Source organism: Fuerstiella sp. (assembly GCA_022447225.1).
GTDB lineage: Bacteria > Planctomycetota > Planctomycetia > Planctomycetales > Planctomycetaceae > S139-18.
The window spans coordinates 92,284-113,246 of the sequence record JAKVAZ010000001.1; the positions used below are offsets into that span (position 1 = coordinate 92,284).

General features: G+C 55.2%; 12 protein-coding genes. 5 read left to right on the forward strand and 7 right to left on the reverse strand.

Going from position 1 to position 20,963, the window contains the following annotated elements; genetic code table 11:
- Positions 1 to 50 precede the first annotated feature (50 nt).
- Together MK110_00340 and MK110_00345 are read right to left on the reverse strand one after the other, a co-directional pair.
- On the reverse strand, positions 51 to 1,490 hold the full coding sequence (locus tag MK110_00340; protein ID MCH2209720.1) for a DUF1501 domain-containing protein: 1,440 nt from the start codon (positions 1,488 to 1,490) through the stop codon (positions 51 to 53).
- An 86-nt stretch (positions 1,491 to 1,576) separates the two neighbouring features.
- Positions 1,577 to 4,654, reverse strand: a complete 3,078-nt coding sequence (locus MK110_00345) for a DUF1553 domain-containing protein (GenBank protein ID MCH2209721.1) — start codon at positions 4,652 to 4,654, stop codon at positions 1,577 to 1,579.
- A 479-nt stretch (positions 4,655 to 5,133) separates the two neighbouring features.
- Between MK110_00345 and MK110_00350 the strand changes: the two genes are divergently transcribed.
- Together MK110_00350 and MK110_00355 are read left to right on the forward strand one after the other, a co-directional pair.
- A complete protein-coding gene (locus MK110_00350; GenBank protein MCH2209722.1) occupies positions 5,134 to 6,426 on the forward strand; it encodes a hypothetical protein in 1,293 nt (430 codons plus the stop codon).
- 155 nt (positions 6,427 to 6,581) lie between these two features.
- Positions 6,582 to 7,532, forward strand: coding sequence for an NTP transferase domain-containing protein (locus MK110_00355; protein MCH2209723.1), 951 nt, complete (start codon positions 6,582 to 6,584; stop codon positions 7,530 to 7,532).
- Between the two features lie 86 nt (positions 7,533 to 7,618).
- On the opposite strand, the gene MK110_00360 is transcribed toward MK110_00355, so the two are convergent.
- From MK110_00360 to MK110_00375, 4 genes are all read right to left on the reverse strand, one after another.
- Complete coding sequence (locus tag MK110_00360) at positions 7,619 to 8,278, reverse strand: hypothetical protein (GenBank protein MCH2209724.1); 660 nt, start codon at positions 8,276 to 8,278, stop codon at positions 7,619 to 7,621.
- Between the two features lie 374 nt (positions 8,279 to 8,652).
- On the reverse strand, positions 8,653 to 9,414 hold the full coding sequence (locus MK110_00365; GenBank protein ID MCH2209725.1) for a GDSL-type esterase/lipase family protein: 762 nt from the start codon (positions 9,412 to 9,414) through the stop codon (positions 8,653 to 8,655).
- 329 nt (positions 9,415 to 9,743) lie between these two features.
- Positions 9,744 to 10,838, reverse strand: a complete 1,095-nt coding sequence (locus tag MK110_00370; GenBank protein ID MCH2209726.1) for a peptidase — start codon at positions 10,836 to 10,838, stop codon at positions 9,744 to 9,746.
- A gap of 489 nt (positions 10,839 to 11,327) precedes the next feature.
- A complete protein-coding gene (locus tag MK110_00375; protein ID MCH2209727.1) occupies positions 11,328 to 14,246 on the reverse strand; it encodes a PQQ-dependent sugar dehydrogenase in 2,919 nt (972 codons plus the stop codon).
- Positions 14,247 to 14,697: 451 nt separating this feature from the next.
- Between MK110_00375 and MK110_00380 the strand changes: the two genes are divergently transcribed.
- Positions 14,698 to 15,900 (forward strand): Gfo/Idh/MocA family oxidoreductase, encoded by a 1,203-nt coding sequence (locus MK110_00380; GenBank protein MCH2209728.1) that lies wholly within the window; start codon positions 14,698 to 14,700, stop codon positions 15,898 to 15,900.
- 451 nt (positions 15,901 to 16,351) lie between these two features.
- On the opposite strand, the gene MK110_00385 is transcribed toward MK110_00380, so the two are convergent.
- The gene (locus MK110_00385) at positions 16,352 to 17,671 is read right to left on the reverse strand and encodes a Gfo/Idh/MocA family oxidoreductase (protein MCH2209729.1); all 1,320 of its coding nucleotides are present in this window, start codon (positions 17,669 to 17,671) and stop codon (positions 16,352 to 16,354) included.
- Positions 17,672 to 18,527: 856 nt separating this feature from the next.
- On the opposite strand from MK110_00385, the gene MK110_00390 reads away from it, so the two are divergent.
- Positions 18,528 to 19,628: a PASTA domain-containing protein gene (locus MK110_00390; protein ID MCH2209730.1), complete on the forward strand. Its 1,101-nt coding sequence runs from the start codon at positions 18,528 to 18,530 to the stop codon at positions 19,626 to 19,628.
- A gap of 312 nt (positions 19,629 to 19,940) precedes the next feature.
- Complete coding sequence (locus MK110_00395) at positions 19,941 to 20,858, forward strand: ParB/RepB/Spo0J family partition protein (GenBank protein MCH2209731.1); 918 nt, start codon at positions 19,941 to 19,943, stop codon at positions 20,856 to 20,858.
- Positions 20,859 to 20,963 lie beyond the last annotated feature (105 nt).

A 20,963-nucleotide genomic window follows, 5' to 3' on the forward strand; every position in this document is an offset into this window, starting at 1 on the left:
TCGCGGCCACTGGTTATTGTCGCCTGTGGCCGGTGAGTGTGTCCAGCTCATTACGCCAGCAGGTCGTTGATGACATTTCCATGAACATCGGTCAGTCGAAAACGACGACCCTGATAGCGGAACGTCAGGCGTTCGTGGTCGATGCCCATCAGATGCAGAATCGTGGCATGCAGGTCATGAATGTGGACTCCCTGTTCTGCGACGTTGTAACCCCACGGGTCGGTGACACCATACGTTGTGCCGGGACGAACACCGCCGCCGGCCATCCAGATAGAATAACTGCGGGGATGATGGTCGCGTCCAAAGCTGGTTGCCGTCAGTTTTCCCTGACAGTAGTTGGTGCGTCCGAATTCACCGCCCCAGACAACGAGCGTATCGTCAAGCAGTCCGCGCTGTTTGAGATCTGCGACCAAAGCTGCGGAAGCCTGATCGGTTTCTGTGCACTGTCTGGTCACACCTTTTCTGAGTCTGCTGTGCTGATCCCATCCTGGGTGATACAGCTGGATGAACCGAACACCGCGTTCAGCCAGTCGTCTCGCCAGCAGGCAGTTGGCCGCATACGAACCAGGATTGCGGGCCTGTTCACCATACAGTTCAAAGATGTGATCGGGTTCCGACGAAACATCGGTTGCCTCCGGAATGGACTGCTGCATGCGAAACGCCAGTTCGTGTTGAGCGATTCGAGTTTCGATAAGTGGGTCTGCGGCCGTCTGCAGTTTAATTTGATGCAGTTGCTGAAGAGCATTCAGCATCGAACGTTTACTGCCGGCATTGATTCCGACTGGATTTCCCAGATACAGCACCGGATCTCCGCCGGACCGAAAACGCACGCCCTGATGCCGTGACGGCAGGAAACCACTACCCCACAGCCGCGAGAGCAACGGCTGGCCCCCCTTACCTTTGGTGACCATCACCACGAAGGATGGAAGTTCCTCATTTTCGCTGCCCAGCCCGTAGTCCAGCCATGCCCCCATGCTGGGCCGGCCAGGAAACTGAGATCCGGTCTGCATGAATGTCACCCCAGGTCCGTGATTGATTGCTTCGGTCTGCATGGAGCGCACGATGCACAGTTCGTCAGCAATTTGGGCGGTGCGGGGCAGCAGTTCGCTCATCACATTGCCACTGTCTCCGTGAGGTTCAAAGCGGAACGGCGATCCGGCCAGAGGCAGACTGGACTGGTTTCCCGACATGGCCGTCAGTCGTTGTCCTTGGCGGACTTCCGCGGGCAACTGTGTACCGTGTCGCTGTTTCAGCAGCGGCTTGTGGTCGAAAAGGTCCAGCTGAGACGGACCACCCGACTGGAACAGCCAAATGATGCGTCGGGCACGCGGAGTGTGGCGGACGGCACCTGAAGGCAGGGAAGAAGTCGCAGCGGCCCCGGCTGCCGGACGATTGATCAGATCGGCAAGAGCAAATGAACCCAGTCCCGCACCAAAAGTCTGTAACCAGCGTCGTCGGTTAGGATAGTCGGGGAAGTTGGAGTTATTCATTGGTGTCTCCGGCGGACTGACCACTGTTTCTGCAGTGACAGGATCCAGGCCGACTTCATAGTTTTGAACTGACGTGATACGGTTTTTCATCGTTTAATCAGGCATTCGTCGTAACTCAACAGTGCGTTAGCGACAGCACTTAAAGCAGCAAGGGAGGCGGGATCCGGTTCTGCGTCTGCGATGTGGTCGCCAACGGACAGATATTTCTTTGTCCGTTCTGCGTCCTGGCCAAAGTAGTCCATCTGCTCTGCCAGCAGCCCTGTGAGCACGCTGTGTTCGCGGTCGGTTGCCGGTCGGCTGGTGAGCAGGCGAAACAAATCCGACAGTGCCTGCTGCGGGGTGTGGTGTTCAGCCAGCAGTTGTTCGGCCAGAACTCGTGAAGCTTCAACAAACTGCGGGCCGTTCATGAGCACGAATGCTTCAAGAGGCGATGCCGTGCGTTCCCGGTTGACTCGGCACACATCGCGTTTCACGGCATCCAGCACCATCATCACAGGAGCGGGGCCCGTTCGTTTCCAGTACGTGTACACACTGCGGCGGTAGAGTCCCGGTCCACTGTCGCGGTCGGCAGGTTTAAAGGAAACTTCCACTTCGTAGGGCTTCGCGGGAGGGCCTCCCATACGATCCACCAGCAGGCCGCTGACCGCCAGTGCATTGTCTCTCAGCATTTCTGCCGGCAGTCGATAAGACGGAAAACGACCCAGCCAGTCATTGTTCGGATCGCGCTTGGCGTGATCTTCAGACGTTGCGCTTGTTTGTCGGTAAGTTGCCGACATGGCGATCTGTTTCAGAAGGCGTTTAACGTCCCAACCGTGCTGAATGAAATCGAGTGCCAGCCAGTCCAGCAGTTGCGGATGAGTGGGGGGCCGACCCTGACTTCCGAAATCTTCCGGTGTCCGAACGAGCCCCTGGCCAAACATGACCTGCCAGTAATGGTTGACGGCCACCCGTGCCGTTAGCGGATGCTTCGGGGAGGTGAGCCAGTCGGCAAGCCCCAGTCGGTTTGCCGGCGCCTCAGCGGACCGCTTCGGCAGAATGGCGGGGGTGTCGGCGGTGACAACATCACCCCGAGCGTCGTAAGCTCCACGACGCAGAAGATGCGTGGTGACCGGTCGTTCGGCTTCTTTCATGACCATGATTTCCTGAACACCATCGATGGCAGCACTGAGTTCATCACGTGCCCCGGTGAGCGCAGCCAGTTGCTGCCGGCTGCCGTTATGAGTGGTGGAGAGGAAATATTCGAACAGCCGTTCTGTCTGTCGGCCCGACAGTTGATCGTGAGGTGTTGTGAGAGCCGTCACCAGGCTGTGGCCATCGGTCAGCTGAGCCACTTCGATTGGAGTCAGCTGTCGCTCAAAGACCATCAACTCATCGGCCAGGCCATTGGTGAAACCGCGATCGCGGCTGCGTTCTCCCATCACCAGATGTTTTTTGTCGGCGGTGATTTCTTTGTACAGGTTATCCCGGATGATCTCCGTCGAGACAGGCTGGGCGTCGATCAGAATAGAAATTCCGGCCGCTCGACTGGACCCGTCATACCGTACGGTGACGTGATGCCATTCCTCAACGGGTAATGGGTCTGCAGTGGCAATGCTGATGGCATTTCCTGGCCAGAAATGAATCAGTGAAGCATGCAGACGCCCGTCTTTGATCAGCAGCTGGTAGCCTCGACTGCCGCCATCCGTCCAGCCCAGCGAATGGTGCCACACGACTGCTCGTTCTTTGTGATCGGGTGTGTTGAGCCACAGAGCGATACTGAATGGCTGATTACGACTGAACTGACCGACCTGGGTATCGACGGCGTCATCGCCGCTGAAACGAATACCCTTGCCGACTTTACCGTCGGTGTGCCGGTTACCGCCGCCCGGTACTGCCTCAAAATCCATGTGCAGAATACGATTCGGCAGCATTGTCGAATCTTCAACAGAGCGATCCACCGCCAGCCATTGGGTGAATTCGGCATCGGCCGCAGCAGCAGTATCAGCAAGTTTTTTTTCGGCAGCTTCGACGTTGTCCCGGAGTCGGCGAATGCGACGTTTGTCGGCTTCGTCCAGCATTAGCAGCGTGGGCGTGGGAGTTGACTGTGTCCGGTAGGAGTACAGACCAGCTTCGTCGATTTTGTCGAAAAAGGCCGTTAGCTGATAGTAGTCTTTCTGGGAGAAGGGGTCGTATTTGTGATCGTGACAACGGCAGCATTCCAGAGTGAGTCCCAGAAACGCGGTTGCGAATGTTTGGGTTCGATCCGACACATATTCAATGCGGAATTCTTCCGGTGTGCTGCCACCTTCGACCTTTTGCGGATGCAGGCGGTTGAATGTCGTGGCCAGAATATCGTCGTCGGTGGCATCGGGCAGGAGGTCTCCCGCGATTTGTTTCCGGAGAAATTCGTGGTGAGGCATATTGCTGTTGAACGCCCGAATCACCCAGTCCCGCCACGGCCACACATGCCGATCCCGATCCACCTGATAACCGAAGGTGTCACTGTAACGTGCCATGTCCAGCCACACGGACGCCATTCGCTCACCGAAGTGACCTGATGCCAGCAGACGGTCAATCAGTTCCGACCAGGCTTCAGGTGAATCATTGGTGACGAAATCGTCGATCTGCGGGAGTGACGGCGGTAGTCCGGTGAGATCGAAGGAAATGCGGCGGATCAGGGTTTCCCTGGAAGCTTCAGGCGACGGAACGGATAACCGTTGTTCCAGATTTCCAAGCACGAAATGATCAATCGGATTACCGGGCCACTGCGTTTCCTGAACGTTCGGCAGCTGCGGCTGCTGTGGTGCAGCAAAAGCCCAGTGCCGGTCCCATGACGCACCCTGTTCGATCCATGTTGTGAGTATTTTTCGTTCTTCCGGGGACAGTTCCAGCTTCGAATCCGGCGGTGGCATGTGGACATTAGGATCGTTTGACAGAATTCGCCGGACCAGTTCGCTTTCGTGAGGCTGACCGGCCACGATAACAGATCGTTTCGCGTCCTGTTCCAGGTCCAGACGCAGGTCTGCCTGACGGTTTTCAGCATCCGGACCGTGACACACGTAGCATCTGTCAGAGAGAATCGGCCGGACGTCCCGATTGAATCGAATGTGCTGGGCGGGGTCTGCTGCCGACACCTGTGATGCAGCCAGTGTCAGAATCACGATCGGAAAGACAGCAATTTTCACGGGATTCCCTCGACCAGACCATCTGTGTTTGCTGGCACCTGCCATCATGTGAATGTTTTCCCAGGACGAAGAAACCGGATCCATCGCACCTGAATTCTAACGCGAGTTGAACCGAGTCAACAGCCGTCCGTGCCGCGGCACAGATCGTTGTCCGAATTTGCGTGCGTTTTGGCGTCAGGTCCGTGGTCCGGCAGAATCTGCCGGTTGCAGGGCAGTTATGGAACCCGGAAAAACAGCGAATGCGGCGGGCAATCGGACAATTTCGGCAGGAATCGCCGAACGGTGGCTGCGGGAAATGTCATCACCTGTGACCAAACGGCAATCCCCGCATTGAGCCGGATTGTTGGTGTTGACCATATTGGATGAATTTCCAGAATCCGCTCAAGTCATGATGTGCGTCGTCATTCTCTTAATGACCGACGTTTGCATCACCGGAGACGTGTTCTCCTGTCATTTCTCAGCTTCAGACAGGTGTTCCTGTGAAATCAATTCGCCTGTGGCTGTTCACAGCCTTAGTTATCACCGGCCTGTTCTCAGTCGTACAGGCCGACGAATCCAATCGCATTGCAGCCCCGTTAGCCAGCCAGAACGCATTCCGGCTAGGGAAGGCCGTGCATAACCCAACGGTTCGGGAAAGATGGTTTCGGTCAATCGTAAACGCAGAGACCGTCTTTCGTGCGCAGTCAGCCGAAGAAGCGATCCCTGTTCCACCAGGCGCTATCGAAGTTCCTGTAACAACTGATCCCTCAACATCCACCGGTCCTGCTGAAATCACCAGCACCCCAGGGCAGCCGTTTCCGGCACCCACAACCTGGAACGCGTTTTCACCACCGATGATGTCGGATCCATTTCTGAATGGCGGTGTTGTGCAACCGTATGCACCGGGTCCAGGATACGGAGGACTGCCACCCGGATCGGCCGGCGGCCAGGGCTTTAGTATGCCTGGAGCTAATGGTGGCCGGCCTTACAACTGCGGCTGGGAGCAGAAACTGGATACATATCTGATTCCGGCAGCCGACGTTTCAGGCGGCGGGGCCGCCGGGAGTGTCGATGAACTGGGAGTCGACTACAACTTGGGTAATACCCGTCCATTCAGCCCTGGCTGGCTTCTGAAAAAGACCTTCCTGTTTCGATCACGCAGCTGGGACGGGCCCGCGGCTGCGGGAGCACCGGCCGGACCACCCGCCGGAATACCAGGCAGTGCTTTTCGCCTGGGAGGTGACTTTGAAATTGCGGCTCCGCAGGCCGGTCCGGCCAGCATCAGTCTGGGCATCACACCTTCCATCAACACCGATTTTAACGGCTCCATGTCCTCCAACGCTTTCCAGCTGGATGGTCGGGGAATCATCTGGTGGCAACTGGATTGTCACTGGATGTTCGGGATGGGTGCCATGTTCTGGGACCGGGTTGACGATCGAGTCCTGCCCTATGCCGGCTGGGTCTATCGTGATGATTACTGGGAAATGCGACTAATGTTTCCCGAAGCAGAAATCCGGTTATTCCTGGGCAACGAGCCCTGGTGGTCGAAGTGGCTCTATATCCGTTCGAAATACAATATCGAGGCCTATGAAGGCGTCGTTACTGCCGGCGGTGCCCGCGGGGAATTTGAAATCGAAGACTGGCAGTTGACAATGGGCTTCCAGATGGACGCGGGAACTTATCGCTGGTTCCTGGAAGGTGGCTTGGTTCTGGATCGTGAGTTCGAATACGACATCGCTCCCGATGTGACCGTTGATACGGCTTATATTACTCGTATTGGCTTCCGCTACTAAGACGCTGCATCGCGATCATTCGTTTTTTCATCCGGCACCCCGACTGCTCCCGGCAGTCGGGGTGTTGTTTCAGAATCAACGCGGATTGTCCTGGTCCGGGTGTCTATCATGCTCTTGGCTGAAAGTATCAACTTCGTTTTGCTGAAAGACCATCGATGACCGCTCCCATCGCCGTCGTTCTGGCGGCAGGCAAGAGTACACGGATGAAGTCTGCGACACCCAAAGTTCTGCATCCCGTCTGCGGTCAGTTAATGATCGATTACGTGCTGAATGCCGTGCGGGCAGCCGGTGTTGAGAAAATCATTGTGGTTGTCGGACACAAAGCGGCTGAGGTTCGTAGTGCCATGTCCGTTCATGACGACGTCGTTTTCGCTGAACAGACAGAACAGCATGGCACCGGGCACGCGGTTATGATGTGCGAATCAGAGCTGACCGGGCACGATGGATCGGTCATCGTTCTGGCTGGTGATACTCCACTGCTGCAAAGTCGTTCACTGATCGCACTGCTGAACCATCAACAGACGCATTCTGCTGCCTGCGTGATCGGCACCGCTGACACCACCGTCAATGATGGTCTGGGCCGTGTTGTGCGGGACGCCGACGGCACCTTCGTCTGCATCCGGGAGCAAAAGGATGCGTCTGATGAAGAGCGGAACATCACCGAGGTCAATACAGGCTGTTATGCGTTCAGTACTCCGCGACTGCTCGAATCACTCGAACGACTGAAGCCGAATAATGTGCAGGCAGAATACTATCTGACGGATTGTCCGCGAATTCTGATGGACGATGGTCATCATGTGGCTGCTTGCTGCAGTCTGACTATCGAAGAGGCCATCGGTGTCAACAATCGGATTCAGCTGGCGGAAGTTCGAAACCACATCCAGCGAGGAATTCTGCAGGAGCTCATGCTCAGCGGCGTGACAATCGAAGATCCGAATCAGACGTCGATTGACTGCGAAGTTGAAATCGGTTCAGACTCTCTGATCCGTCCGGGCACTGTCATTGACCGCGGAGCCCGTATTGGTGCCAAATGTCGAATCGGTCCGAATGTCCACATCACACAGTCACAGACTGTCGCAGACGGAGCAGTACTTGGTCCCCGGTAACAGCCGGTCTTCCCCGCGGTGTCCGGTTTTGTGCTGTTCAGATTTTGAGCGGCCGAAGCTGAATCAAGGGCCTCGTTCCGAAAATGCTATTCCGGCTGCTTCGGGACGTGCAGCAGGTGAGTAGCACGGAATCGACGATCATCACCAACATTCAGAATGGCAGAAGCAACAATTTGACTGCCTGGTTTCAGCGAAGCCGCCGGAACGTTTTCCAGAGGTATCTCGACTCGGAAACCACGGACCAAAAGTCCGGTGTGCCAGGCACTTCGACTTTCCAGTGATGTCAGCTGAGCTTCCGCAAGTATTGATGTTTCTCCCGGTAGCTGCAGTCGGACAGAAAGTTCACCGGCAATTTTGACGACGTCACCGTCACCATCCAGTGGCTGCAGAATAATGCTGACGCTGAGTTCGTCGTCAACCCCCACTACACCGGATGTCAAAGCATGAATGCGTAACTCCTTGATGGAGCCCCACGCCACTGCCGTTTCCAGCGTGCTTGACGACGAGGCCATTTGGAACTCAGAGTCACCCTTGATTTGACGAAGTGCCAGCAGTTCCTGTTCCTGATTCTGTAGTGTTTTTTTGGCAGCTTCTAATTCCTGTGCGAGGTCTCGCAGGCTGACTTCCCGCTCGCGCAGAGTCGATTCCAGCCGCTGCTGACCTGAGAGGCTGCAACCGACAATCAGTAACAGCCCGCCGCTCATGCACAACGGAAGGACTCGCACTTTGAATCGAGGATTTTGCACTAAGCCGGTCCCAACCACTTGCCGGAGACACGTGAGATTGTAGAACCTTAGTTCGCGGTAACGACTTGCGCGAACATCAGTTTCACCGGGAGCGTTCTTGCGAAATCAGCATCGGCAGAACCTGCCGATGTCGGACAGACCTGACGGTGTTCTGCCGAACAAAAATCCGTTTCCTGACGTCACTGGTACCGATGCCGTCTGACAGCAAACCGACGAAACCGACTTCACGAAAGATCGTGTCCTTTGGTCGGAAAACACCTTCAGTGGATTAGGCTTCACAAGTGTGTCACGGCTTTCGGAAATATCAGGAACGGCTCGGGCCCGACAGATTCAAGTGACCAACCGAAACAATGACGGTTCACAAACTGGTCGTTTCAATCCGCAGCATTCAGTACTGTGTCCAGGTGAGACTTTATTGCGGCGGCCCAGCGCACATAACCTTTCCGGTTCAGGTGAAGCGCATCGTCGACAAACAGCTCGGAGCGCGGCTTACCGGCTGAATTCAGAAAAATACTCTCCGTGCCAATAAAATACGTTTTGTCCGTTCGCTCACAAACACTGCGCACGGCCGTGTTTGCAGCTCTGATTTTTGGCCAGGACCTGAAACGGGACGGAGTCGGCGTGACGGCAACAAAGAATACGGCCGCCTGTCTGTTGTGCTCGCGCACTTTCCTCAAAACATAAGTGAACAAGTCTGCGACTGCTTGGGGTGACTTATCCGTATCACGTCCTGAAATGTCGTTGCCAACAAAAAAGACGACAGCACGAAACGTATGTGCTGAAATAAGACGGTTTGCGAAAACCGCGACATCACACCATTTTGCTCCTCCGTATCCTCGCTGGATCGGATGATAAGGTGCCAAATCAGCTGCTATGTGTTCCCATCGGCGAATACTGGAACTCCCCACAAAAAGTATGCTGTTATCGGGATGTGTTTCGATCCTGTCCCTGGCTTCAAGTCCGGTGATCGCGTTTTCCCAGCGCTCGACAGCCGACACTCGGTACTGCTCGATATCGGTGGTCTCAGTCGGAATGCCTCGCTTCAGGTCGAATTCCTGCCCGACGACGGAAGTTCCGGCCAGGAAATAGCTGAGGGCAAAGACGAACAACCCCGAACGCACCGGACGATTTCCCATATTATTACTCTCTTCTGACACTCTGCACCGGTCGCATGAACACATAACCGTGAAGCTCCGGCGACCGCTTCGGCTGCTGTCATCGTCATCCTGATGTACTGTGAACAGAAAGCTACATCGGGTTAGTCCCTGCGACTGCAACAAATCGGCAACCCGTGCGCAGGACCGGAAACTGTCAAAATATGTGTCGACGAAACGACTGACACCGGAATCTCTGCGGTATGACGCAGACAGCAATAAATCTTGTTTTTCGAATTCTGTGACGGGACCGAATATGCGGGACATGTTCAATTCGGGCCACGGGTCACTGTGCGAACAATTCGCCTGTCTCAGCCAACATGCTTCAGAAAACTCACCCGGCCGACTGCCACCCATTCGGCCACATAAATATTTCCGTCGTGGTCAAAGCACGCATCGTGAGGATGAATGAACCGGCCCGGCTTCCAGCGGTCGGGATGCCGTCGCATGGCAAACCTGTCAGCCAGTACCTGCCGGAGCCATGCCGGATCGTGCCCCAGGTGAGCGATCACCCGGTTGTTGACGTCAAGTAAAGTGATGCGGGCATGCAGATCGGACACCAGCATCACGTCCCCGCGGATATCAATGTCGGCCGGAAAGAGCATGTCATCAAAGAAGCTCAGATGCCGGCCCTGAGCTGAAAAATACTGCAGTCGTGCATTGGCCCGGTCAGCAACCACCAGCGCCGGCTCGCGTCCCGGCCGATCGTCCCACCACAACCCATGCGGAGTGCGCAGCTGGCCGGGGCCGTCACCGGCTCCTCCAAAATGACCGACCGCTTTCGCGTCTTTGTCGTACTTAATGACGTAATGTGAACCATATCCGTCACCAACCCAAAATCCGCCGTCAGGGGCGAACGCAATGTTGGTTGGGCTAAACAAGTGTCCCTTACCGTATTTGCCAGGCGTTTTGACCTGAAATGGTCTGGCATTTTCGTAGGGCGGGATTTCGGGTGCACCCTGCTTCCAGACAATCTCACCCTTCAGTGTCATCCTGGCGATATGACCTTTGTTGTCGCACAGGTAGAGAAACTCCTCACCGCCGTCACGTCGAATATCGATCCCGTGTCCGCCGCCGTGAAATTCTCTGCCAAACGATCGTACGAACCTGCCCTGTCGGTCGAACACGATGATGGCGTCCTGCGGTTCGGCTGTCTTCGTACGGTGTTTGACATAGATCAGTCCTGCCGCATCGATGGCAACTCCATGCGTATCCTGCCAGCGGATATGGTCCGGGATCTGCATGCAGTCGTGATGCACCTCGTACCGATGGCCTTCCGGACCAATCACCGGGGGCTTCGATCCGCTCTTGTCATCTGCTCCTATAATTGCGGGAGCGGAAACGGTCAGAGCGATCCCGCCGGTCGCCTCCAGGAATCGGCGGCGTGATGCGTGCGACTGAGTCATAAGAGCGGAGTCCTGTCTGCTGTGATCGGACTGGTAAAGAAACGTGTGCCGGCCATTGTATGCAAAGCATGACCGCGAAACATCACACCAGTCACCGGAAGGTCAGGGAACAACTTGGGATACTGACGGCGTATCCTGCCGGCAGCGGCTCACGTTCACACCGGACCAATGACACAAACGATTCACAAAGTCAGCGGTGAGAGGCCGGCCGAATTCCGCCTCCACAATTGTTTTCTGACGTCTGCACAAAACCTGGACGAACGAACCTGTTGATGGAACACAATGCACCGCGTGAATGCCACGGCGGACTCCTCTGACTGCTGTCCCCCGTGAACGCGACACACGACAACTTTCAGGCGGACAGTCACCGCACAGACTCAAGGGCTGCACGGCCGATTGTCGAGACACGATTCGACCCCACTGAGACGACTGCAACGCAAACGGCTGTAGTCATCGGCGAGCTGATGAGTTCACAGGCAGCGTGGCTGTTTAGTCACCGGCAGCACCAAACCAAGCCAGCAGGTCGGCGGCTTCCTGAGCCGTCTGGTCGCTCAAAATTCCTTGCGGCATCAGCGACTGGGGACTCTGACTCATGTCCTCAACATCAGCACGATTGATCCGAATTGTACGGCCGGCCGCTGTTTTCAGAACCACAACCTCGTCATTCCGGGTCACCAGCAACCCGCTGTGAACTATGCCGGAACCGGTGACAACAACCCACATCGCAAATTTTTCATCGACTTTCAGTGACGGCTTCAGTATGTGAGACAGCATCTCTTCCGGTTTGCTGTACTTCCTGCGGATTTCGCTGAGTGTCGGTCCGGTCGACTTCCGGGCATCATTCAGATCGTGGCAATTTCGACACCGGGCTCCGTCACTGTAAAAAATGAGTCGGCCGCGTGCGACATTCCCGTTCAGTGACAGAATTATCTGCGGATCTACGTTGCGACCCAGCGTTTTGCGCCGCACCTTTTCGGGGATAAAAGTTTCGAACAGTCCGCGAATATCACTGTTACCCGCACGATAAGCTTCAGAACGCTCAACCGCTGCGGCTTCACCGCGATGCATTGCGACGGAAAGTGCCAGCGCTCCTTCCGTGGAATTCAGCAGTTGCGCGGCAGCACGTTTTTGATTCTGCGGGTTCCGGTTGGTGGCGCTGACGATCGCCAGATTACGGTGCTCCGCGGATCCGGTCTGAACGGGCAGCGAATCCTGAAGACTGCCCGTGTGAGGCATTGAGCGGATCCACTGTTCGATCAAATCAACTGCCTGGCTGTCAACGACGCGGGACCCGATGTACGGCATGCGGGCGTAGCCCAGCTTCGACATCCGGTATAACAGAACCGAGCGATACGGGTCGCCTGGCACAATCAATTTTGCGTTTCGGATCCCGAATGTTCCGATTCCTGTGCCCTTATTGGTTCGGAGTTCTTCGAACGGTAATTCACGCCGCAGATAGAACGAAACAATCGCATTGCCTCGCGGATGGTGACAGGAAGCACAATTCCCGTGCAGGTACGATCGAGCCCGATCATCCAGACTATGCGCCTCATCATAAGGATCAACAAGTCGTCCAGGATCATCGTCGGGGAACGATGGAATCCGGTCGATCACTCGGCGGTCCGTCAGGTGTGTGAGTTGTGTTGCCGTACGATCACCTGAAACCGGCTGGTCGATATTGAGCTGGCCGGGAACAAATCCAAGAACAAATCCGGATCCCGCGTTGTGGCACATGCGACATTCATTCTCAGCCGACACATGCCAGGTTCGTTCAGCGATTTCTGTTCCGCTGCCGCTGACGGCATTGACGTAGTGGTTCAGGTGACGATCGCCGCCCGCGGCATCCACAAGTACGGCATCTGTCTGATCGTCATCCCATACATAACTGTACGGATGCCAGCTCTCGTTTTCGTAGTGCAGAACCTGCGTCTCCAGCGGAAACGGTGGCATGGACACATCCGCCTGCGGAAGCGTCAGGTGCTTGATAAAAACCGTGCCGTCCGGATACACGGGTGACCGTCCGTCGCTCGCAAGTGTGATCGAATCCGAACCAGGAATGGCAATCCATCGCTCACCGGCAGCACCATCCATCCAGCGTTTGACGACAATATCATAAGGCTCAACACCGGCGGCAGGGATCATCGGATTCAGTGAAGCGAACAGGCCGGTTTGGCTTAGTTGTCTAGGGAAGGCGGCCGACTTGTCTATCAGTCCCGCAGGCAGCACCTCGTAAATCTGCCCCGTGTAGTCGTAATCAAGAACAAACAGTTCTCCGGCAGAACCCTCAGCAAACGCAGTGATCCGCTGGTGTGTGTCCACCAGTGTGCTGTGTGTGTACGAACCGTGACCGTCTGCCTGCAGACCCCAGATCGTACCGGTGATGTAGTCACCGTAAATGAACGTGCCATTCAGTTCCGGCAGTTTGCTGCCTCGATAAACCGGACCGCCAATGACCGAATTTGCTTCGGTGTGCGAGTGATCCTTGAGCGGCGGGCGAATCGGTGTTGGTCCCTGCTTCACTTCACTTCGCAGCACGGCCCGTCCTTCCATGATTGGCCAGCCGCAGTTGCCCCCACGAACGATTTGGTGAACCGTTTCCCAGGATTCCCAGCCGTTGTCGGCAGCAAAAATGTTTCCTGTGGTTCTGTCGATACCAAACTTCCAGGGATTTCGCAGTCCGTAAGCCCAGATTTCCGGTCGAGCACCTTCAAGATCCACGAACGGATTGTCGGGGGGAATCGCATAGTTCCTGCCGGCGTCCTTTTTCTGAACATCGATCCTCAACACACATCCAAAAAGGTTTGAAACGTCCTGAGCCGCCGTTCGGCCGTCCGGAGGGTTTGGACCTGATCCGTCACCGCTCGAGATGTAAAGCATTCCATCGGTCCCAAAATGCAGACAACCACCGTTATGTCCGCCGGCCGGCCAGGTGAGAATGATTTCTTCACTTTGCAGATCAGCAGTGGTGTCTGCGACATCAAACCGGGAAACAAACGTTACGTCGTTTTTTGAGTAACACGTATACAACTGCCAGTGAGAGTCGTTCCGGTAAGACGCTGTGGCATGCCAGATTCGTGCACCGTCAATTTTCAGCAGCAATTGTTTTTGCTGAACGGCCGAGTCCTTCACAAACGTGTAGATGTTTCCGGCATCTTCACTGACCAGCATCCGCCCGCAGCGGAGTTCTTCAAGACTGGTTGGATTACTGAAGGAAAGACGTGGAAAGGCCGGACGAACCGTATACGGATCCGGAGGATCCGGAGTACCACTGAGCCGTGAGGTTGTCCACGCGGGACGCGGGTCATCGGCTGCGGTCACCCTGTGCGTGTGCTCAACGGTTACATGAAACACAGTGAAGATGAGAACCAATCCGCCGAGACTCGGTCGGTACATTGCAGCAATAACCATGCAACATTCCCCTGGATTCAGCTTGTGAGGTCTGCGAAAAGTGTTGTCCTGCGGTCCGATACGAAATCCACATCATAACGCGGGAACACCGAGTCGCTATCCAATATCGGGACAGCGATACGCCCGATGATTACCTCCGCTTCTACAAGCAGGTCGTCCCGGACTTGTAGAACTGCCGCGGCGGGGTGACGTGCTTCTTCCAGCCGATGGCTGGTCGCCTGTTGAGCTGTGTGTTGCTGAACGTCCTGCGCCCCGGGTGGCAGCCGATGTTTGCCGGCGAAGTCTTCATAATAAAAAAAGCTGTCGAGTTGCCGGGTTTGATATCCGCCGCCTGCAGTTTCTGACAGAATTTACTCCCCACAAGTCCTGCGGATTCCATTACGCTAACATAGAGTAAACGGAAGACTACGGTGAATTTCCCAAGGAACCTTTGTGCAACGGGTGATCGATAATGGAAAGACGACATTTTGTCCAAACCGCTGTCGCCACAGGACTGGGAACTGGTGCAGCAGTCGTTACTTCGAACGATACAGTGGCTTCTCCGCAGGTCCGCAGCAGGCCGAAGTATCGTGCCGGAATCATAGGACTGGGGTGGATGGGACTGCTTTATGATCTGGCAGAGCGTATCCCGGACCGTTTTGACATCGACGATGTCAACCGCCCGACCCCCAAACTAAATGTCCACCGCCAGTTCCATTACCACACACATCCCGGAAATGAGGGACTTCCCACTTCCTATGCTGAAGCGCTGTGGGACAGGCCCGAAGTCGAGCTGGTCGCCGGCGGCGAACGGGACAAACAACGACTCAAAGTATTCGGTGATCGTTACGGCATCAAGGCTCTGTACACCGACGGCGTCGAAATGATGCGCAAAGAAAAACTCGACATTGTGGCCATCTGTACAAACACAAGAGGTCGCGCTTTTCTCACCGTTAAAGCGGCCGAACTTGGTGTCAAAGCCATTCTCACTGAAAAGCCGATGGCCAATACCCTCGACGAGGCGGATGCGATGGCCAGAAGCTGCGCCGATCGTGGGATTCCGCTGTGCTGTGGTTCTATTACGACGACACACCCGTCGTTTGCCAATGCGAAAGAACTGGTCCAGGGCGGTGTCATCGGGGACGTCCTGTCAATTGAAGCGTCGGGGCCCTCTGCACAGCACCAGAACTGGTCTTACTTCCTCGACAGTGCACCGGCATGGGTCGTTGGCATCGGCGATTTACCTCGGCGCAAGTCCGGCAGCGATGAATTTACCGGACAGGGAGTGATGTCCACAGAGGACGGCCAAATGGTACATTTCCTGAAGGGGGCACCTGGCATACGGCTGAGTGGCAGCCAGGGAGAAATGACGTTCGACTATAATAACGCATGGCAATTGTGGCAGGATGTGGAAACACAGGGCGGCAAACGCCGAGTACAGGTTTCCTGGCCGGAGCCACAGTTCGTGCCGCCATATGGGGCCGTGTATTGCCTGGCCGATATCCTTGACTGTCTCGAAAACAAGCTGGATGAGCCCAAGAACTCAGGCAGGCGGGTCGCCGTCGCTCTCGAAGTCGAAATTGCGATGAAACAATCCGCAAAGCAAGGGGGCAAACGCATCGAGCTGCCACTAACGGATCGATCGCTGGGACTGAATTACGACTGGTTCCGGTAACCCTGCTGCGAATGTGTTCGTGATTTGATGTCAGGCAAACTGATCTCAAACGGACTCGTTCTTTGACCCCATACATGATTGAGTTTGGCAGTTGTCTTTCTCAGCAGAAGATAATCTCAAACACGATAGGGGACATGACAATCCCCGGGGAAACCTCCTTCAGGCCCTTGCCATCAAAGACAATCCTGTGGAGAAGCCTGGGTCGGAATCTGCACCACATCAATCGTAAATGGTGACATTCATCTTACGGTTTTGAACACTGTCGTTGCTTCAGGGTTCCCTTTGGATTTAGCCTTTTGTCCGTTTCCGACGTGGTTTCAAAACAGCCGGCTGCAACCGCTTGCCGGGATCCGAGCCTGACGGACGTGCTAACTGTCCAATTGGGCGGACTGTTGTGACAGATGATTTCCGGTCGTCGGACTGGATTTCCGGTGTTGCTGTCCCTGGAACGTCAGATTTCCCAGCCCCGGCGGTACTCGGTCTTCAGCATTCCGTTTGCCTGCTGGTTGGACCCGGCCGACATGGAGTCACCGTCCCAGTCGAATCCTCCGGCACGGTACGCGACATTGCCCAGAAGAGCGGTTTCAGTCAACGGACCGGCATAGGAAAAGTCCAGAGTCGCCGGCCCCTGCCCTTTGCAGGCATTCACCCATTCCTGATAGAAGCCCGGGGAATCCGGAATCGTCCGTGGCGGAGCCTTAACATCAGCAAACCGGTCTTCCGGCAGCAGAGTGCGGTCATGAAAACCACACAACAACATCCCGTCGCTGCCAATGAACAGAGTGTTGTTTTCTTTGGCCGGCAGACCCAGCTGTTGAAGAATCTTTGGAATACCGTGGTGCCAGTGCAGAGTCACACACGGTTTGTTGCCTCTGGCCGGAAACTGAAACGTCTGCTGCATTGATGTTGGCGTGCGTTCAGGATCAACAGGCGGTCCGTTGGCGTCAACGCGGACCGGATATTTTAGATCCAGTGCCCAGAATGGAATATCCAGAGTGTGACAGCCCCAGTTTCCCGTTTCACCGGATCCGTAGTGCCACCAGAACCGCCAGCCGTACGGACAGACAGACGGATGATACGGACGATGTTTTACAGCTCCGGTCCATAGGTCATAGTCCAGGTGAGCCGGTACCGATGGTCGGCCGGCCGGAATCTTTGGCATGCCGCGACTTCCTGTGACCCACGACCAGACCTCGGTCACATCACCGATCGTACCTGTCTGAATCAGTTCCACAACGCGACGCATATTGTCATAGGCATGTCGCTGAGCTCCCAGCTGCGTTGCCAGACGAGCGGTCCGGGCGTAATTCGTGAGTATCCGTGTTTCGTGTAGATCGTGAGCCAGCGGCTTTTCAACATACACGTGAAGCCCCAGTTGCATGGCAGCCAACGTCGGATGGAAATGCATGTGGTCCGGTGTACTGATCACAACTCCGTCCAGCCTGTTACCAAGATCATCCAGCATGATTCTGTAGTCACGATACCGCCGAACCGAAGGGTATTTTTCAAAAACTTCACCAGCTCGATGGTCATCCACGTCTGCAAATGCCACGAAGTTCTGTCCGGCCAGCGCACCCACATTGGCTCTGCCGCGCCCACCGACTCCCACAAAGGCGAGGTTGAGTTTTTCTGATGGTGACTGAGACGCCGACTGCAGGCGAGCGGGTGCCGTGGCGACACCGGCCGCCGCCACAGCAGCGGCCCTGAAAACAGAGCGTCGTCGGATCAACCGGCTTTGCGGAACCGGATTACCAGGGTCCGTCGTGTTCATGGATCGTATCTCTCTGTCCAATCCGGGCCTAAAACAGTCACTGTGGTTCTGGTGGACTGCTTTGTTGGACCCGCACAACAGTTAATTCACCTGCATTGACTAAGACATCCTTCCTGAAACATCCTTCGACTTTAACAGCGTTGCCGCAATGTCGCTCAGATTCGGAAAGGATGTGCTTGAATTAGAGCCATTCCGAGTTGTCACACAAACATTGCCCACGCCTTCCACCTGATTTCCGGGAGATGACAGCATCTGCGACCAGTTCCCCGTTACTTTGTAACAACATCCATAACGTGAGTTTTCCAGTCCGTTAAAGGGGTTCATCTGCCCTTTTGGCAATTGTTTTTCTGTGTGCTGTCCGGAATAACCTCATAAATCAGATTGCCGGTTTTTGAGCTGTCCGTGGACGAAGGAATGATGATCCACGTCTTTAGCCGGATCTGAGTCTTCGAGCGTAATCATAGCTGCTGTCATAATTCCAGTAACAAAAATCCTGCACCTGAATAATGACGTCAGGAACTGCCTCACAATTGCATTCAAAATGCTGCCTGTGCAGAGTTCCGGATTCCTGAATCTTTCAGGGACATTCACTGAACGTCGGCTGTACGGTGACAGGGCAACCGTGTTCCGAATGGATTTGCCCGGGGGCGGCGGACAAAAACCGGAACACATCACCGGAAATCACCCCGAGAATTCAGGAAAAACAGCGTGTTTGTGCGCTGTCGAACCGGTCTGGCAGCGATTTTGGGTAGTCGATATAAGTGGCTGCTGGATCCAGGTTGTATCAAAGGGTTCGACCCGGATTCGCTGACAGATCCCTCGTGAGGACGGTCATTGAGTGTTCGGAAGGAATCCGATGCGTCGGTTGCTTGTAGTTGCAGTATTGTTCGCCGGGTTGTCTGCAGCTGTTGCCAGGCCACAATCTCCTGCGCGTCAGTTTGATTCCGGACCTGCCAATGCTCAGCCGGCGCAGGAAGACTCTGCGCTGTGGCGTGTGCTTGAAGAATGGTCGACGAAAAGCGCCAAAATCAAGCGACTTGAAGGCGATGTGATGCGTCGCTCGTACGATCTGGCATTCAGTACTGAAAAACTGGGCGTCGGTAAATTCCTGTTCGAGTCACCGGACAAAGGGTTCCTCAAGATCGAACCCATGAAAATCACTCCCAGGTTGCTGGCAGAACGCAAAGCCAGGGGGGCACCACGCAATAAGACGACCGGCGGATTGTTTGAACTTTTGCCGGATGCTTCAGAAGAATGGACGTGTGACGGACTGCGCGTTATCAGTAAAGAACACGATGCAAAACTGGCCACAGTATTGAATCTGCGCCCGGAAGAACGCGGACGAAACATTATGAACGGGCCGCTTCCATTCCTGTTTGGACTTCCTCCCGCTGATGCTCTGGCACGATTTCGCCTGAAGCTGGTCAGGCAGCAGGGCCGGTACACGTTTCTGATGGCGGAACCCAAAGGCACCGATGACTCACGGAACTGGAGCAAAGCAGACATCAAAATCGATATGCAAACCGGACTTCCCACGCATGTTCGACTGACAAATCCTGCCGGAACCTCACAGGTAACTTATGCCTTCAGCAACATGGTGGCGAACTCCCGGCTGAGCAAATTCTGGGAGAAACTGGGCAACAGCAAATTCAACGCCCGAATCCCCAGTGGGTGGACCGTTAAGGTTGTTAACCGTGACAGCAATGCCGAAGAAAATGGCACAGCGACCAGTGCCGAACATCGCAGAGGCATGCCCAATCTGGTGGGAATGTCAGACAGACAGGCCAGTGCTGCATTGAAGCGTATCGGGATTGCGAAAGTACGAATTCGCAAACTGAAGGGGCCTGTCGCTGAAAAAAAAGCCGATCAGCATCGGGTTCGGCGACAAGTGCCCAGACCTGGTTCGTCGTATGATGAAACGACTCAGGTTGCATTGGAGTATTGGACCGTACAGTAGACACAGCAGCCGTCCTCCGCGGGAGGTCATCATCGTCTACGGATAAGCCTGAATACACCGGTCCGATTTCAGTGAGGGTTGAATTGTCGCGGAACAGAACTCATCTGTTCAATTCGGATTCGTGTTGATTTTACCACGATTCTGAATCGTCAACCCTTCTCGGAACATTGCCCAGCTCTCCCATTTTTCGGGACCCGCATCACATCTGTCGGACTGTTTCGGCTGTTCCGATTATGTCGATCTCATATATGGATCGACTGTCCTATGGAAGGGCTCAGGTCACAAACAAGGGGCATGGCAGGGATGCAAACGGTGGAACAGCACTCGTCTGAAAAACCAAAACTCAAACGTCGGCTCGGACGCGGACTCAATGCACTTTTGGGTACACAGGACGGTGAATCGGAAGCTCCTGTGCAGCTGACATCACCCGCTGCAGACGAAATCAGCGTCGAACTCATTCAGCGCAATCCGTTTCAGCCTCGACGCGAATTTGATCCGACCGCGATCAATGAACTGGCAAACAGCATTCGGAAGCACGGGGTATTGCAGCCATTGCTGGTTCGTGCCATTGAAAGCGGTTATGAGCTGGTGGCCGGAGAACGCCGCTGGCGAGCGGCTCAGCAGGTAGGCCTGGACAACATCCCCTGTCGGGTCGTGGAGCTCGAAGATCACCAGGTATGTGAAGCCGCGATCGAAGAAAACCTCAAGCGCCAGGATCTGAACGTTCTTGAGAAGGCTGAAGCCTTCCGTGATTATCTGGAACGTTTCGGCGGAACAGTTGAAGAGTTGTCGAAGCGGCTGAGTATGAATCGTTCGACGGTCAGCAACATGATGCGCCTGTTGGAGCTTCCCGATCATGTGCAGGACGCCGTGCGACACGATCGTATCAGTGGGGGACACGCACGCGCTTTGTTACCGCTGCGGGCAGAAGCTCAAATGGAATTGACTCGCCAAATCGAAGAACAGTGTCTTTCCGTGCGTAAGACGGAGGAAGCGGTGCGCCGAATTCTCAAATCCGGTCCGGTACCGGCAGGTTCTGCGACAGCAGCACCACCGACCACAACTCAACTGTCGTCACACGTGATTTCTTTGCAGGACCAGTTGAGAGAAGCCCTGGCTGCACGGATCGACATCCGCCTGAAGAAGAAGGAATCGGGTCAGATCGTAATTCACTTCGGTTCAAACGACGATTTCGAACGAATTATGGGTCAGCTTCGTAACGCAGCCTGACCTGCCGGTTTCTGGTCGGTTTGGTCACAGCTGATCACAGGGCGGAGGGAGTTGCAACTCGTCAGCAGAGAATTCGTTATGCGATTCGGTTCAGTGGACCCTCTG

Excerpts from the sequence above, each read along its gene's own strand:
- MK110_00340 (MCH2209720.1), bottom strand. The coding sequence starts at position 1,490 with ATGAATAACTCCAACTTCCCCGACTATCCTAACCGACGACGCTGGTTA.
- MK110_00355 (MCH2209723.1), top strand. The coding sequence starts at position 6,582 with ATGACCGCTCCCATCGCCGTCGTTCTGGCGGCAGGCAAGAGTACACGG.
- MK110_00365 (MCH2209725.1), bottom strand. The coding sequence starts at position 9,414 with ATGGGAAATCGTCCGGTGCGTTCGGGGTTGTTCGTCTTTGCCCTCAGC.
- MK110_00370 (MCH2209726.1), bottom strand. The coding sequence starts at position 10,838 with ATGACTCAGTCGCACGCATCACGCCGCCGATTCCTGGAGGCGACCGGC.
- MK110_00375 (MCH2209727.1), bottom strand. The coding sequence starts at position 14,246 with ATGGTTATTGCTGCAATGTACCGACCGAGTCTCGGCGGATTGGTTCTC.
- MK110_00380 (MCH2209728.1), top strand. The coding sequence starts at position 14,698 with ATGGAAAGACGACATTTTGTCCAAACCGCTGTCGCCACAGGACTGGGA.
- MK110_00385 (MCH2209729.1), bottom strand. The coding sequence starts at position 17,671 with ATGAACACGACGGACCCTGGTAATCCGGTTCCGCAAAGCCGGTTGATC.
- MK110_00390 (MCH2209730.1), top strand. The coding sequence starts at position 18,528 with ATGCGTCGGTTGCTTGTAGTTGCAGTATTGTTCGCCGGGTTGTCTGCA.